Below are 15,415 nucleotides of genomic sequence, written 5' to 3'. Positions count from 1 at the left end.
TTATTAGGGTTTACTTGATATACATTGTTATTTCATGAGTACCGGAGGTTATCATACCCACATACAAGAATGGTTCTCCCTTTACTTTCGTTGCCTTTACAAATGTTCCGTTATTATAGATTTCGTACTTTCCGAAAGGTAGCGGCAAATAAACTTCAGCCTCCATATTGGCAGGAAGTACTACTTTCATGGAAAACTTTTCCGTCTTGTTTTCTATTGCAAGCTGTATCTTTCCTTTTATCGTAGGGATGGTTGACTTTGCCCATTTCAATGACCCTAACTGCGGTTTTATACGTACCAGTCCATAACCGGGAATCAACGGTTCTACTCCAATTACTTTTCGGGGAATGATATTAGCAGGAGCTGCCCCCCAAGCATGATTCCAGTCCTGATTCGGTTTATACTTATTGTCCCACGCTTCTAGCGAAATAGTGGAGCCTACACGGATCATATTATACCATCCTCTGTCGTCTGTTTTTGTTAACATATGCAGGCCATAATCTGCATTACCGGACTCGTATATTGCATCCATCAAAAATTGAGAACCATACACACTACAGGCCATCCCGCGAGTTTGTATAAATTCCATTACCTTATTCATTCTGCCTGACGGAACCATTCCAAATGCAACAGGGAACATATTTGCATGAAGAGATGCATGGTTTGTTGTATCACCATCTACATAATAGCCTAATTTGGGATTAAAGAACATCTTATTAAACCTAATAAGGAACATATTTGCCTCTTCTTCGAAAAAAGAAGCATCATACTTTAAATCCAGTGCTTTGGCAATCTTACCCATAAGTTTTAACGCTTCGTAGTGATAAGCATTTGTTACAGTATTATAATCAGTGAAAACAAATCCATCAGCTTCCCCTCCCTCATGTTTATTCAGGCCGAGAATTCCTGTATGAGGCCAGTCTACTATATCTCTTATTTTTTCACCTGGCCGGTTAATAGAGAATAAGAATTCAGGAGTCTGTAAGTTTTGAGTCGTACTTATCATTCCGTTCTTTTCCCGTAGTTGCATTAATGTACGTGCTTTGAGTATGTTATAATTAACTTTGAGTGAACGACTATCACCTGTATACATATAGTCATTCCATGCGATCAGAACAGCTTGTAATATCCATTCTGTAGGCCAGGTCGGATATTGAAGTAAGTATTCGTGTGTACGGCGTGCCATCGAATATTCCCTCTCTACACTATAATGGCAGAGTTGATTGATTAGAGCGTCCGCTTCATAAGGAATACGTTCGCGGTCACCGTCTACATACATGCCGGTAAAGGAAGTAGCCTGAATCGAATATTTGCACATATTCCAAATCTGATTCAATGTATCATTGCTGCATTGGAAGGAGGACGCAGTTGTATCAAACGGATAATGAACATGTTCCCGGGATATCGCACCCGAAAGTAACGGAGATGCATAACCTTCGATTTCGCAATACCTGAAAGGGAGCACCTCGCCCACATATCCAGGCATTAATATTGCGGCGCTTCTTGTATTCTGTTTATCTTTGGCTATCTTGATCCGGTAAGTATATGTTCCTTTTAGTAGAACCAAAGGATAAGAGTGGTAGCGGATTGTTCCTCCGGGATTACGGTCCACACGACTTCCCGACATGCATTCTCCCAAATGTACAAGTACTGTATCTGTATCTGATAGAGAGGTTAGTGTCAATAATAACTGGGAAAAAGCGTCCTTCCCAAAATCCGCAACATAGGTACCTGTTGTAACTGCTGTCACAGATATCGGATATTCCATAGATTTGACCTGAGGATAGGATGTAGCTGCATAGTCTGATAGGGCGGATGCTGTACGAAAAGCTTTAACATCTGACCATTCACTCTCCCCTTCCGTATTTGTCACGCACTTTACCCGCCAGAAGTAACACTTATCTTTCTTAAGCTCTGTTCCCCAATAAGGCACAGCGGTAGATTGATCGCTATCGATAAGTCCGCTATCCCATACAGTCCCCCTTCCGGCTACAGCCTCGGAGTAAGTATCTGCTAATATAATATGGTAGGCGATCTGCCTGGTACCCTTTGTCTCTCCTGGTACAATCCAGCTAAGAGAGGGATGAGTAGAGCGTATTTGTGCATATTGAAGGGCTTCTATTGCGCCATCTGTCTGCCAAACAAATATATTGCTAGCATATCCATTTTGCCATATCCGGTCGGTATGCTCTATCAGATCGGTCATCAATCCGAATGGCTTATTTTTTGCAGCTTGTAGCAAAATAGTAAAAAAAACAAAAGAACATATCAGAATAATTCGGGTTACTGTTTTTTTTGTTTTATACATGAAATTATTTTTTATAACATTACGTAAATGGTATGAATAACTTATAAAAAGGAATTTATCAACTAAAGACTATAAATACAAACGATATGTTGACAGGCTAATCGAGCCGGAAGATACAAAAGAACACTTCTGTATATCTTCTCCCATTGGTCTGAACAGGTTCTAACTTTCTGGTAAAAGTTGGCTTCCGGCAATATGATTAGTCTATAAATTCAACGCAATGAATTTCATCCAATGTTATCAATTCCAACCCGGGTTTTGGCTCATTATTTGGTCTTTGTTGGTATCTATCACAACTTGAGGTATTGGCCATAGATTGAAACTTCTAGTCAATGTATTTCGAGGATCATCCCAATACGCATATTTCTTAATGCGCTCTAAAGCAACTGTTCCTCCCATACGAAGCAGGGTGTTCCACCGGCATTCTTCATAAACAAGTTCCCGGGCACGTTCATCGAGTATCAGGTCTATATTTACGTCGGCTGCAGTAACCAGATAACCACAATTAGCACGGGTACGTAATAAGTTTATATCAGATGCCGCACCAGGTTTATCATTTGCACGCATTTTGGCTTCTGCACGCAATAGAATCGTTTCCGGCAATCGAATCAGATATTCGTCACGAAATAAATTACTCCTGTTCTGTCCGTCTTTCAATCCTGTATATTTATCGGTTGAAATTTTACATGAAATAGGGAAGCATTGAGTTTTAGCTGCATCCACAGCATCTTTGCTTTCACCGTCACGGTAGATTATACTCCAGGGTACAACTTTCCCATAATATGGAGAAGTTTTTTTATTTCCTAAAAAGGTTCTTCTCAACACCGCTTCAGAGTTTCTCATATCGTCTCCCCACTTACCACTGTAAATAATATCGCGGGTATACATGGTAGGCATTACTTGCACAATGCCACGTCCTCCCACATCCTCCAGTTCATTAGCCAGATGAGCAGACATCGGGTCACGAAAAACGGGGCCGAACACACGTGAATATTGAAGTAGAGATTGCTTATCTTCAGCTTTATAAGCTGCATAGTCTACTTGTGCGACCCAAATAGCTTCTTTGTTGCCTTCCTGATAATTCTGATTTCCTTCCTGAAAAAGGTCCCAATAAACATTTCCTTTTATTATAAACCCGGTGGATGAATACAGATGATCTGGTGTCTGGTCTGCTACCGTGTTTGCATAATAATAATCGGGATTTTCATTCATACGTGTACCGAAGCGCTCTGTCATCAATTTATATAAAGAGCCATCTATCAATACATTACCATACTCGACAGCCTTCTCGTAGGCACTTCGGGCTTCACCGGCTTTGCCCTCTTCCTCCAATGCTACACCTTTGTCTATATACAATTGGCAAAGATTATGCTGTGCTGCTCCACGGACTAACCGTCCTCCGATGGGTGTTGTTTCCGGCAGATCGTTTAATATAACTTCGAGTTCATCGATTGCAAATTGATAAGTTTCTACCCGTGAGGTCCGTTTAAAATCGTAACGAGGTTTGGTAGTAATTTCTGTTACAATAGGAACTCCTCCATATAATTCTCCTAGATTTCTGTAACAGAAAGCACGAAAAAAACGACCTTGTGCTATAGCATAAGCTTTATCGGAGGCCGATCCCCAAGATATTTGAGGTAATTCTGCAGCATATAATGCTAAGTTTGCTTTTGCCAATAGTTGATACCAATGAGAAAAATTTATATAGAACACATCGTTAGAAGCATTCAATATACTATAGTCATTGAAGCGGTTTCCTCTTCTGATTGTAGCTACATCAAACATATCGGTACCATTTCCACCTCTGAATGCAAAAGACGGAGTACCTTCTTCTATCATGCACATCATTACTCTCACATGAGAGTAGCAAGCTACTAAAACCTGGTCTACCTGTTCTGAAGTAGAAAATGTATTGTCTATTGTATAGAATGTATCGGGTTTCTCTGTCAAAAAGCCGGCATCGTCACAAGCACCTGCAATCAGCAGAAAGAACAAGGCCAGAAGACTATTCTTTATCTTTTTCATGATTTATTATTATAAGATTAAAAACTAAGATTTATACCTAATGAATAAGAAGTCAGCACAGGGTATGTATCTCCAAGTACAGGTGTGCCAACTTCCGGATCTCCACCTTTCCAGTTTGTGATTGTTGCCAGATTCTTCACCGTCATGAATATCTTCATATTGTTGATAGCCATCTTCTTTACACACTGTTGAGGGAAGGTATAAGACAAGGTAACATCCTGAAAGCGAACAAATGCACGGTTCTGCAATCCCTGAAACCGCCCTCCGTCACCGGAGAAAGTTGCTGAAGGATATGTGTTGCTTCGGTTTTCCGGCGTCCACCATGGGATATAGATACCATTTGTATTAAAGTTACCGGTGCCATTGACCATAAAAGCAGCCGTATTAGACTTCATGTAATATCCACCACCACCAAAAGTTCCTGTAACCATTACATAAAGATTCCAGTTTTTATAACTGACAGTATTGCTCATATTCAATTTAAAACTAGGGCTGGTATATCCCAAAATATCACGGTCTTTAGACGTAATCACACCATCATCATCCAGATCCTTATATTTGGGAACGCCCGCACTTACACCATTCGCTTTTATGTATTCCGTATCATCTTCCTGGACAATTCCATCCTGGACATAGCCATAAATAACGCCTAACGGCTTGCCTATAAACCGGCTGTTGGAGATGTCATCATCTTCTTTGCCATCTTTATCCAGATCTTCACCATATAGATGTACCAATTTATTACGGTTTATCCAGTAAGTGACATTTGTCATCCAGTTCCATTCCCTATTATCGATATTAACGGAACGGACCGTTATTTCCAAACCTTTATTATTAACTTGTCCCATGGAAGATTTAATCTTCTTAAAACCGGTTATTACAGGTATGTCACGTTCAAATATCTGATTGGTTGTCCGTGATAAGTAAACATCTAGATCAACGAAAATCCGAGAACCCAACCAGGCCGACTCAAATCCTGTATTCCATGACTCCGTAGATTCCCATCCTAGGTCTGCATTACCAAGTGCATCGGCAGCCAATCCATACAGAATATTACTACTATTGCCGAATTCGTATCGAAGACCGCCTGTAGAACCATTCTTTGTGGTGGAAAGCGTACCATAAGGATTCAATCCCTGATTACCGTTTTTACCCCATGAAAGCTTTAGTTTCAGATTGTTCAGTACTTTTATATTTTGCATAAATGCCTCATTCGATATTCTCCAGGCAGCTCCGGCTGCTGCAAAATTGCCCCACTTCTGGTTTACTCCGAATACGGAGGCACCATCGCGGCGAAAAGATCCAGTTAAGAAATACCGATCCTTAAACGAATAGGACAACCGGCCCAGATAACCGATATTGGAACGTCTCCACTTATTCAGTTCAATTTTCTGAACGACGACTTTATGAAGGCCGTTTACTTCCAACACGGTATTTCCATTGGCTGAGAAATCATTACCTCTGGAAATTACTTGTCCATAATCCTTCCGGTCGCGGGTTGCTACGGCTGTTAAGTCGATTGTATGCCTACCAAAGGTGTTTTTATAATTCAGAATATTATCAATTACCCAGCTGGAGGAGCTGTTGTTATCAATATTTCCATTAGCGTTACTTAATAGCAACTGATAGGCTGCCGGTGTATAGCGGGAAACATCATCATAAGCACCCTGCCTTACAAAATATCGTTCATTATAAAATTCACCGACCTGATTTTTGTTCAGATTACCCGAATAGTTGAATCGATAGCTCAATCCGGGAAGACAGGGTAATTTTACTACTGCATAAGCATTCAAGCGAAAGCTATTTCTTTCATCATACCTGTCATGCGTACCGTCATGCACTCCCCAGAGAGGATTGATCAGAGCTTGTGTCTGAGGATATCTTTCTAATAATTTATTCTCTTCATCTCTATACATAACCCCATAAGGAGTCATAACAGTTGCCATGTATATATTGGCTCTCGTACCCGGATAGTTGGATCGTGTATATGCACCATCAACACCTATCTGCAACCAACTTGTGATATCTGCATTGACTTTTCCGAGTACAGAAATACGGTCGAAATCATCACCAATAACAACGCCCTGATTATTAGCATAAGCTGTGGACAAATAATAATTTAATTTTTCGCCTGCTCCGGAAACAGATACCGAATAATCCTGTACCCAACCTGTACGGGTAGATTCATCTAACCAGTTAATTTCCCGGCCTGCTTCTCTATTGGCTGCTTCCTGCTGGGTCAGCCAAGATAAATCCGAACTATTGTTCCGAGCTGAAACAGATTCCAGCCATTGCTCACCTTTCATCAGCTTCGGGCGGTTTTGCCAGGTTTGCAAACTACCGGAAGCATTAAAGTTGATGATAGGCTTACCTGAACGTCCTTTTTTAGTTGTAATAATGATAACACCATTTGCTGAACGCGAACCATAAGCGGCCGCCGATGTCGCATCTTTTAATATATCATAAGAGGCAATATCATTGGGATTAATATCATTGAGGCTTCCCATATAAATAACTCCATCTACGACTATTAACGGATCATTGGATCCGGAAATAGACTTCTGACCCCGCATCTGCATTGAAGGTTGTCCTCCGGCAGAGTTTGTGGCACCGATATCAAGGCCAGCGACATTGCCTTTTATGGATTCCAGTGCATTTAAGTTTGAAGCCAAAGCTATCAGAGAGTCTTCCAGTTTAATTGAAGAAACAGACCCTGTAAAATCCTGCCGTTTTGTTGTTCCGTATCCAATAACAATCACCTCATCAAGTGCTTTTGAATCTTCCTCCATATAGATAGATAAGAAGTGTTGAGAACCTACATGCACCTCCTGTTTGTTAAATCCAACATAAGATATTTCCAGAATTGCATCGGGTGATGTTTTTAATGAAAAATTACCCTCCGGATCGGTTATCGTTCCATTCGTTGTACCCTTTACTATTACATTAGCTCCAATAAGAGGTTCTCCTGCTTTATCAACAATGATTCCGCTAATCGTTTTTGGTTCTTCCTTCTGTTGTCCTACTACAGCAGTAACAATGACTGAATTTCCCATTACTTTGTATGCTAAGCCGCGGGAAGGAAGTATTTTATTCAGAATAAACTCTACCGGTTGACTTGAAACATTGATTGTAACATCTTTTTTATTCTCCAATACAATATCCCTATAGGAGAACTTGTAAGAACTCTGTTTCTCTATTTCCTCAAAGAACTGCTGCAATGTAACTTCTTTGACTGAAACTGTGATATTCTTTGACTGCTGTGCTAATATTCCAATTGGACTAATGAATAAAAATATAGCACAAATAAGAAAAGACAGTTGCTTTTTTTTGCTACCTTTGTTTATGTAGCATAATTGACCTTTTCGATAATTTAACATACTCAATTTTTAAAGGTTAATACAAATAATTTATGCGGTGGGGATCGCATTTATGAAAAAGGTTAACTTATATTGCCGGAGAATCTTATCCATTCTCCGGCCTTTTCATGTGGAATTCATGTTTTTCTTTTTTTAAGGTTAATAATCAATTAATTAGCTGTAATGATCCATATTTCATCATTCTTCATTCTATATTCAAATTTATAGTGCATTCTGAGTATTTCCATGACATCTCCAACATGATCGCTATAGAAATATCCTGTAAAGCGATCATTCTCAATCCATTTTCCATCAACGTGTATTTTTACACCATACTTTCGTTCTACTTTGGTAAGAACAGATTCTATCTGTTCGGAACGGAAAACCAATTCATTGCGCATCCATGCTGTTTCAAAGAGTGTATTTGTTTTTTCTAAGTGTAGCTTTCCCGATATCTTATCAAATAATATTTTCTCTTTTGATTTGACATACATCACCTCAGATGGCACAGTATGCGTTTCGATCTTTACATATCCTGAAACAAGAGCCATTTCTATTGTGTTTTCCTGTTCATAGGCATAGAGATTAAAGGTAGTTCCTAAAACTTCTATATTTAAATGTTTTGTATAAACAATAAACGGCTTTGTAGTATCTCTTTTCACTTCAAAAAAAGCTTCTCCCATAAGATCTACTTTTCTATCCTTATAGTCAAAGTTCTGCTTATAGCGTAATAAGGATTCTGAGTTTAGATAAACTCTGGAACCATCTGGAAGGGTTATGCCGGCCTTTTGTCCTTTTGCAACATCTATAGTTATTTCTTTCTGACCTAACTGATACATTTTTTTCCGGTCCTGATAAAAATAAAGGGAAAGAGTGAACAAAAGCGGTATAAGTATTATTCCTGCATATTTTAATGTACGATATAAAAACATGTTTATTTGTTTCCGTTTTAGCTTTTTCTGTATGCCGGAATATATTTTATCCAATTCCTTTTTATCAGCCTCTCCGTCTTTATAATCAAAATTGCACCAAAGGTGTTCAAACATTCCGCCTAATAATGAATTGTCCGAACTATTCACCAGTTCTTTCAATTCCAGCAGTTCTTCCTTGCTTATCTCCTTGTCAGCATAGCGGGATAGTAAATAATAAATTCTCGATTCTGTCATTGCGAATTAAATGGGCTCACCTTTTTTTATAAATATTTATAAAAGACATATACAACATGTATATATTATACACATGTCTGGCTATAATTATAACATGCCATAAGATATGTTATAAAACATTTAATTAAAAAGAGTTCAGAGTTGGATAAAGAGGAGTATGAAGAGCAATGAGTATTTTTTCATTTCAGGACGTAAAATTTGCAAGGCCAAAGATAATTGATTTCTAACGACTTGTTCGGAAATATTAAGCATTTGCGCAATTTCCCGGACTGAATAACCTTGCTCTTTATTCAATTCAAATATCTGTGCCTGCCGGGAGGATAATTTCATTTTCGAACGCTGAAGCAGGCGGTTAAATTCATCGAAGTCTATTTTCTGTTCAACCATAGTTTCCGTTGACTCTTCTTCCATGCTTAATTGTACATAATCGAGAAAGGCAGGGTTATTCAATTGTTTACGGAATTCATTTAGCATATGGTTTTTCGCTATTGTAAACAAATAGGATCTGAATGATAATGACTCATCGATTCCTTTGTATTTGATCCATACTTTTAGAAAGGTTTCCTGAACAATATCTTGAGTCAATGATTTTGATCGTGTAAAGTTAAATATAAAGGTATATAACTGAGGTGCAAACATCTCATACATAGACGTAAAATCCCCATATGAACCGACTGTCTGTTTTTTCTTATGTTCATCTGAAATATTTATCATGGGTTCATTCTGGATTTCTATATTAACGTTGAGTATTGCTCACTCTCACGGCAAATATAATATTGTTTTGCTAACCAGCCCAAAGTAATAAGTGGAATTTTAAAGAAATGTGTAACCATGAATTCAACCATTCTCCGTTTTTTACTCCATTTTTGAAAATGCCAGTAAACTGTTTTGTAGCTCAAAACAATATCTGAAAATAAGCTATTGACAGGTAGTATAATATCTCTTGTCTATTTATATTAGACATTAATAAACTCAAATAGATAACTGTTTTTCAGTTTGTACACTCAAAAGGAAAAAGAAACAGTTTTTTTCCTTTGTCTAAATCACTCACCAACAAGATTTTTCTATTTTTTTTATTGAATTCTGATTTTATTCCCAAATCTTTTCAGATTTAGGTATATACCTTTGTATTATAATCAATCCTTAATAGCAAATGAAAACAGTACAATTATTTTTTACAGTATTATTTTTGGCAGGTTCTCTAAATTTTGTTGCATGCAGTAGCGACAATAACGACAACGGAGATGGAACGGAGACAATCGCTTACAACCAGTTGCCTGCGATTTCACAAACTTTTATAACAGATCACTTTAACGGATATGAAGTAACGAAGGCTTTAAAAGCAATTAGCGGATATGATGTTTCTTTGGCAAAATCAGCTACCGCTAAAAGTACTTATACAACGACGTATGCTTCGGGTTATGAAATTAAATTTGATCAGAATGGAGTATGGTATGACATAGAAGCTAACAATGATGGTGCCTTACCTGATAATGTTCTGGCGCTCGTACCCCGTTCTGTTGTTTCATATGTGGTTCAATACTATCCGGCAAAGAGTATAACCGAAATAAAAAAAACAACTGCAGGATATGAAGTCGACCTCACGGGTAATACCGATATAGAGTTGCACTTCGACGTAAATGGTAATTATGTGGGTACAGATCACGATGACCATGATGTGGATGTACCTGTAAGCAATTTGCCAACTATATCTCAAACCTTTCTGATCACTCACTTTACTGGGGTGGACGTGGCCATGGTAAAAAAAGACAACGACAGCTACGATGTGACACTGGCTAATAGCCTTGAAATAGACTTCACTCTGCAAGGGGAATGGAAAGATATAGATGCCAATAAAGCTACTATACCCACATCTGTTTTAGTATTACTTCCTCAGAGTATAAATGACTACATACAAGCAAATCACGCTTCACGCAAGGTAGAAAGTATGGAAAAGAAAGTGAGTACATATGAAATTGACTTATCGGGCAATGTAGATTTGGTATTCGATCTCCAGGGAAATTTGTGGAGTGAAGACAGAGGCGATAATAACAGCAACCATGATAACGATAGAGTCTCTGTTGATGTTTTGCCTACGGCAGCTAGAACAATTTTGAATACCTATTTTCTTCAATCGGTTACCATCTTGTATGTAGAAAAAGACGATAATAAATTTGAAGTAAAACTTTCGGATGGTACAGAGGTTGATTTCTCGGCAGGTGGCGAACTGTTAAGTGTAGAGGTTTTGCCAAGCAAGAGCGTCCCCGACGCAATAATCCCTTCAAAAATATTGTCATATGTGAAAGCAAATTACTCAACACGATTGATAGAAGAATTTGAAAAGAAATATTCGGGATACAAAATAGAATTATCAGGATATCCAGAAATAGAACTGATATTTGATTTAAACGGCAATTTTAAAGGTTTTGATAAATAAGATTCACAAAAATATTACCAACAACATTTTATATTCATTTAACGTGAGTTCGATATAAGAAAATTATTTCAGAAGATAGTCAATTGGCTATCTTCTATTATATCTACTCTAATTGAAGACTTTTTAGGAAAGAAACTATATGGCAATAATCCAGTAATCAGATCGGTCAAGAAGTTTGCAAACGAACGATGTCTTGTATGTTCAATCTGACAAATGTTTTTCAACTTATCATTCACCGGCTCAATAATAGCTCTTTTACGAAGCATTATCGTGTCTTTAAGAGGCAATTCTCTTTTCATGTTGTTTCTTAGCTTCTAAACCAGAAGAAGCCGCTGTTGAAGTCCTACAAAGCGGTTATAAGAAACTAATTGAGGAAACTCACTGTTCATGTGTGTGTAAACATAAAACAAATAATAAACCTTCAGATTTCTCATTCCACTTAAATGAAAGGAAATCAAGATAGTCATTACTTCACTATCCGATAAACACTTAGATTTATTGCGATACTTTTTACTGTTATCTTCACGCAGAGCATGTTTGGAATAATAAACTTGAAAATCTGAGGAAAACTCATCACATAAATAGAAAATATCTGTAACCTCACAACTATTTGGCATAACAGAGCGTTTTTTTGATTTAAAAATTTGATTGTTAGAGATTTAAACACTAAACTCAAAAAAACTATTATTGAAAAAGAAATTCTTTTACTTATCCCTTAAGTCACTCCTTAAAAAACAAAAAAGCTTATAATCAATCGATTATAAGCTTTTTCTGTACTCGGAGCGGGACTTGAACCCGCACAACCGTAATGGTCACAAGATTTTAAGTCTTGCGTGTCTACCATTCCACCATCCGAGCATCCTTAGAGCGAAAGACGGGATTCGAACCCGCGACCCCGACCTTGGCAAGGTCGTGCTCTACCAACTGAGCTACTTTCGCAAATTGATGCTTTGAGAATCTTTCCAGACCGACTCCTCAGTCTCTTTCTCGTTTAGCGAGTGCAAATGTAAAAAATGTTTTTGCTTTATGCAAGGGTTTAACCGAGTAAAATTATCGTATAATATAAAAAACTGTCCCATTTCCTTCCGATTGGACTGTATATCGCTGTAATCCTGTCTTTGACGGACCCGATTTTACATTTCCCAAGCCGGAATATAAATCAAAAATACTTTTACATTTAGTACACGTCGCTGTACCATCAGAACTAGATGGCACAACTACAATATCTCTCATTTTCTCATTTGGACAACACAGATCAAATGCAGAAAGACTCACAACTCCATTTTCCTGAATGATATTACTAACAACAAGTAACCCTGAATAACCAACCGACTCATTCACTAATCTAGGTTTAGTAAATACCTTAATACTTCCAGCCCCCCGTAAATCAGCATCAAGATTATTCAAATCTATTTTAAAATTAGGGTAGCCCGGAATTATATTTCTCTCTTCATCTTTACTACAAGATAAAGTTCCAAATACGAGTATACCCACTATAAATATATATTTTAAGCTTTTCATATTATATACAACGTTGCTTACATATAAAATATTATTTCCTATTCGCCCTTAAAGCCTCCAGATTCCTTTTAAGCCCCGTATATTTAGCTCTTTTCACAGCTGATCCTTTAAATATACTTTGATACTCTTCTACACTAAGACTATTTAACCGATCGAAAGATAATCCCAGGAATGCATCAGATGGCTTAAACTCTTCTGCACTAAGTGAACGTGCATATCTGTTATAAGGACAAACCTGTTGACAAATATCACAACCATAAAATCTATTATTCAGATTGGGTATAATATCTTCATCTATTTCACCCTTGTTTTCTATTGTCTGATAAGAGATACACTTCTTTGCATTTATCACCTTAGGTGTTACTATTGCACTGGTCGGACAAGCGTCAATACAACGAGTACAATTTCCACATGAATTTGAAAGAGGAATATCATAATCCAATTCCAAATTAAGTATTAGTTCTCCAAGAAAGAAATAAGAACCTTTCTTCGGGATAATCAGTAATGAATTTTTTCCGATAAACCCTATACCTGCTTTCGCAGCCCAATAGCGTTCCAGAACAGGTGCAGTATCCACAAAACAACGACCCTCCAACTCGGGATTCAACGATTTGATATAATCATACAACATCTGCAATTTTGCTTTTACAACATCATGATAATCTTTACCATAAGCATAATAAGCAAACTGCGGATGATCTTCAGGCTGTTTTACTTCCGGATAATAGTTTAAAGCTACACAAATAATAGAACGCGCCCCTTCAACTAAGACGGTAGGGTTGAGTCGTTTCTCTGCATTACGGTTCATATATTCCATATTGGCATGAAATGAACTACTAATCCAGTCTTTATACCCTCGCTGATTCTCCAAATCAACTTCCTCCGCCTCACAAACACCACAAGCATCGAACCCAAGGCTATAAGCGTATTCTTTTATCTGTATGGAAGTAACCAATCTTTATTTATTTTTGACGTTTATCGACCCTCTTTACTCCAAAATAGTCGAATGCAGTAGGATCAACATATATTTCTTCTTTGGTACTTTTATTTCTAAATACAACAAAATCATGGTCTTTAAACCATCCATCCTTTACATTCTTATGCATATTGTTTCCGAATAGGTACAACTTACCTTTTTTCGGTTTTGCCTCCCATTCTTTATCTAATCCAAATCTTTTTATAAGATAACTACCTGTTGCTGCTGTAAATGCAGCATAACCAACACAATTAGCCCCTCCATTCTCAAAAGCCTTCAAGGGTTCATTGTCTGTATATTCGGTAGAAAAATCTAACGCATCAGCTGTTATATTCAATGAAAAATCTATTATTGCCTCGATATCGATATTTGTATCCAACGACTCATCATTGGGCAAGCTCTGATTGATATGCGCCGCCAGCTTATCGTCTTTCAATTCATATGATTTACGCCCTCCGCCATCTTCATATTTCACAGCCATTCGATATATAGCACCTTTCAATAAAAAAGCCGCAACTAAAATGACAACAATAATTAGAACTGTTCTTACAATTATCCCTTTCATATTTTTACCCATATCTTTTATGTAGTTTCCATTAATGATTTTAACTAAAAAGTGACAAAAGTTACAGAAAAAGAAGTAATAATAAACTGTAACCTATTAATTGTTATTCGTCTTTTCTATTTCCATATAGATAAAAATATCGAGACATTTTATATTATTTACCAAACAAACCTTTACTTACGTACCATCTAAACTGGAGTAATTTCCAGCCCTTAGATGGAGAAAAAGCAAATATGTAGCCAAAGAATAAAACAAACGAACCAATCCATTTCTTCAATTCAGAAAAAATACGATTTCGAAAAGCTTTCCGGGATACAGCTTTTGTACGTATACGTTCACTCTTTCCAATAGAATAGGTCAGTTCTCTAAAATGTGATTCAGTCAGCTTTTTCTCAGGTATATAATGATAAATACCCATTTGCGGTAAATAGTAAAACTGCTCCTTCCCTCGCGTAAGCCTATCGTATAAATCTTTTTCTTCTGCACCGATCAATCCTGTGCCTTTGCGGCCAAGATCTACATTAAAGAGACCGTATTTTTCAAATATTTCTCTTCTAAAAGCGGAATTTCCACCTCCAGGATATTTCCCATTCTTAAATGGCTTCACCTTATCCCCTTCATACAAAGCACCACCGATAAGTTGCTCTGTATAATGAGATAGCCACTTCGGTTTTACAACTTCATAAACCGGTTCGATAGGACCTCCACAAGCTCCCACCGAAGGATTTTCTTTAAATAATATATCTATTGAAGAAAGATAATGATCGAAAGCAGTAGCATCGTCATCTACAAAAACAAGTATCTCTCCCCTACTCTCTGCCACACCTCTGTTACGAGCATAAGACAAGCCTTGGTTGGTCTCTACAAAGTAGCGAAACTGTATATGAGGATAATCTTTCTGAAACTGACTGCAAATACTTTCCGTCGCATCTGTACTATTATTATTTATCAATACTATCTCATAGTCCTGATAGGGGAAATCCTGCTCTGCAATACTCTTCATGGCATTGTAGATATATTTCGCTCTATTATATGTACAGAATATAACGGAAAATCTCATT

11 protein-coding genes, 2 tRNA genes and 1 pseudogene are annotated in these 15,415 nt (G+C 37.5%); 1 reads left to right on the top strand and 13 read right to left on the bottom strand.

Going from position 1 to position 15,415, the window contains the following annotated elements:
* Positions 1–10: 10 nt before the first annotated feature.
* The 5 genes from JGH11_RS05325 to JGH11_RS05305 all read right to left on the bottom strand — a co-directional run bounded on the left by JGH11_RS05325 (position 11) and on the right by JGH11_RS05305 (position 9,569).
* A complete protein-coding gene (locus JGH11_RS05325; RefSeq protein WP_201110532.1) occupies positions 11–2,308 on the bottom strand; it encodes an alpha-L-rhamnosidase C-terminal domain-containing protein in 2,298 nt (765 codons plus the stop codon).
* A gap of 240 nt (positions 2,309–2,548) precedes the next feature.
* Positions 2,549–4,333, bottom strand: coding sequence for a RagB/SusD family nutrient uptake outer membrane protein (locus tag JGH11_RS05320; protein WP_201110531.1), 1,785 nt, complete (start codon positions 4,331–4,333; stop codon positions 2,549–2,551).
* A gap of 17 nt (positions 4,334–4,350) precedes the next feature.
* On the bottom strand, positions 4,351–7,710 hold the full coding sequence (locus JGH11_RS05315; protein WP_201110530.1) for a SusC/RagA family TonB-linked outer membrane protein: 3,360 nt from the start codon (positions 7,708–7,710) through the stop codon (positions 4,351–4,353).
* Positions 7,711–7,859: 149 nt separating this feature from the next.
* Positions 7,860–8,855: a FecR family protein gene (locus JGH11_RS05310; protein WP_201110529.1), complete on the bottom strand. Its 996-nt coding sequence runs from the start codon at positions 8,853–8,855 to the stop codon at positions 7,860–7,862.
* Between the two features lie 135 nt (positions 8,856–8,990).
* A complete protein-coding gene (locus tag JGH11_RS05305) occupies positions 8,991–9,569 on the bottom strand; it encodes an RNA polymerase sigma factor (protein ID WP_201110528.1) in 579 nt (192 codons plus the stop codon).
* A 439-nt stretch (positions 9,570–10,008) separates the two neighbouring features.
* Here JGH11_RS05305 and JGH11_RS05300 point away from each other — a divergent pair, with 439 nt between their 5' ends.
* Entirely contained in the window at positions 10,009–11,292 is a 1,284-nt protein-coding gene (locus JGH11_RS05300; protein WP_201110527.1) for a PepSY-like domain-containing protein, read from the top strand.
* A gap of 68 nt (positions 11,293–11,360) precedes the next feature.
* Here the strand turns inward: JGH11_RS05300 and JGH11_RS20135 are convergent.
* From JGH11_RS20135 to JGH11_RS05265, 8 genes and pseudogenes are all read right to left on the bottom strand, one after another.
* Positions 11,361–11,603: pseudogene (locus JGH11_RS20135) on the bottom strand (transposase); the annotation flags it as partial.
* A 3-nt stretch (positions 11,604–11,606) separates the two neighbouring features.
* Positions 11,607–11,909, bottom strand: a complete 303-nt coding sequence (locus tag JGH11_RS20130; protein WP_236263869.1) for a hypothetical protein — start codon at positions 11,907–11,909, stop codon at positions 11,607–11,609.
* Between the two features lie 157 nt (positions 11,910–12,066).
* Positions 12,067–12,150, bottom strand: a tRNA-Leu gene (locus JGH11_RS05290).
* An 8-nt stretch (positions 12,151–12,158) separates the two neighbouring features.
* Positions 12,159–12,231 (bottom strand) — tRNA-Gly (locus JGH11_RS05285).
* A 111-nt stretch (positions 12,232–12,342) separates the two neighbouring features.
* Positions 12,343–12,813, bottom strand: a complete 471-nt coding sequence (locus JGH11_RS05280) for a hypothetical protein (RefSeq protein WP_201110526.1) — start codon at positions 12,811–12,813, stop codon at positions 12,343–12,345.
* A gap of 31 nt (positions 12,814–12,844) precedes the next feature.
* On the bottom strand, positions 12,845–13,768 hold the full coding sequence (gene queG / locus JGH11_RS05275; RefSeq protein WP_201110525.1) for a tRNA epoxyqueuosine(34) reductase QueG: 924 nt from the start codon (positions 13,766–13,768) through the stop codon (positions 12,845–12,847).
* 7 nt (positions 13,769–13,775) lie between these two features.
* Positions 13,776–14,354: a hypothetical protein gene (locus tag JGH11_RS05270; protein ID WP_236263868.1), complete on the bottom strand. Its 579-nt coding sequence runs from the start codon at positions 14,352–14,354 to the stop codon at positions 13,776–13,778.
* A 154-nt stretch (positions 14,355–14,508) separates the two neighbouring features.
* A complete protein-coding gene (locus tag JGH11_RS05265) occupies positions 14,509–15,414 on the bottom strand; it encodes a glycosyltransferase family A protein (protein ID WP_201110523.1) in 906 nt (301 codons plus the stop codon).
* Between the last annotated feature and the right edge of the window lies 1 nt (position 15,415).

It is taken from the genome of Dysgonomonas sp. Marseille-P4677, assembly GCF_016652235.1.
Lineage (GTDB): Bacteria > Bacteroidota > Bacteroidia > Bacteroidales > Dysgonomonadaceae > Dysgonomonas.
This window is presented reverse-complemented; position numbering and strand designations above follow the sequence as displayed.

What these genes read in the sequence shown, in the direction of transcription:
- JGH11_RS05315 (WP_201110530.1), bottom strand. Translation starts at nt 7,710, where the DNA reads ATGTTAAATTATCGAAAAGGTCAATTATGCTACATAAACAAAGGTAGC.
- JGH11_RS05325 (WP_201110532.1), bottom strand. Translation starts at nt 2,308, where the DNA reads ATGTATAAAACAAAAAAAACAGTAACCCGAATTATTCTGATATGTTCT.
- JGH11_RS05270 (WP_236263868.1), bottom strand. Translation starts at nt 14,354, where the DNA reads ATGAAAGGGATAATTGTAAGAACAGTTCTAATTATTGTTGTCATTTTA.
- JGH11_RS05310 (WP_201110529.1), bottom strand. Translation starts at nt 8,855, where the DNA reads ATGACAGAATCGAGAATTTATTATTTACTATCCCGCTATGCTGACAAG.
- JGH11_RS05305 (WP_201110528.1), bottom strand. Translation starts at nt 9,569, where the DNA reads ATGATAAATATTTCAGATGAACATAAGAAAAAACAGACAGTCGGTTCA.
- JGH11_RS05320 (WP_201110531.1), bottom strand. Translation starts at nt 4,333, where the DNA reads ATGAAAAAGATAAAGAATAGTCTTCTGGCCTTGTTCTTTCTGCTGATT.
- JGH11_RS05265 (WP_201110523.1), bottom strand. Translation starts at nt 15,414, where the DNA reads ATGAGATTTTCCGTTATATTCTGTACATATAATAGAGCGAAATATATC.
- JGH11_RS05300 (WP_201110527.1), top strand. Translation starts at nt 10,009, where the DNA reads ATGAAAACAGTACAATTATTTTTTACAGTATTATTTTTGGCAGGTTCT.
- JGH11_RS05280 (WP_201110526.1), bottom strand. Translation starts at nt 12,813, where the DNA reads ATGAAAAGCTTAAAATATATATTTATAGTGGGTATACTCGTATTTGGA.
- JGH11_RS20130 (WP_236263869.1), bottom strand. Translation starts at nt 11,909, where the DNA reads ATGCCAAATAGTTGTGAGGTTACAGATATTTTCTATTTATGTGATGAG.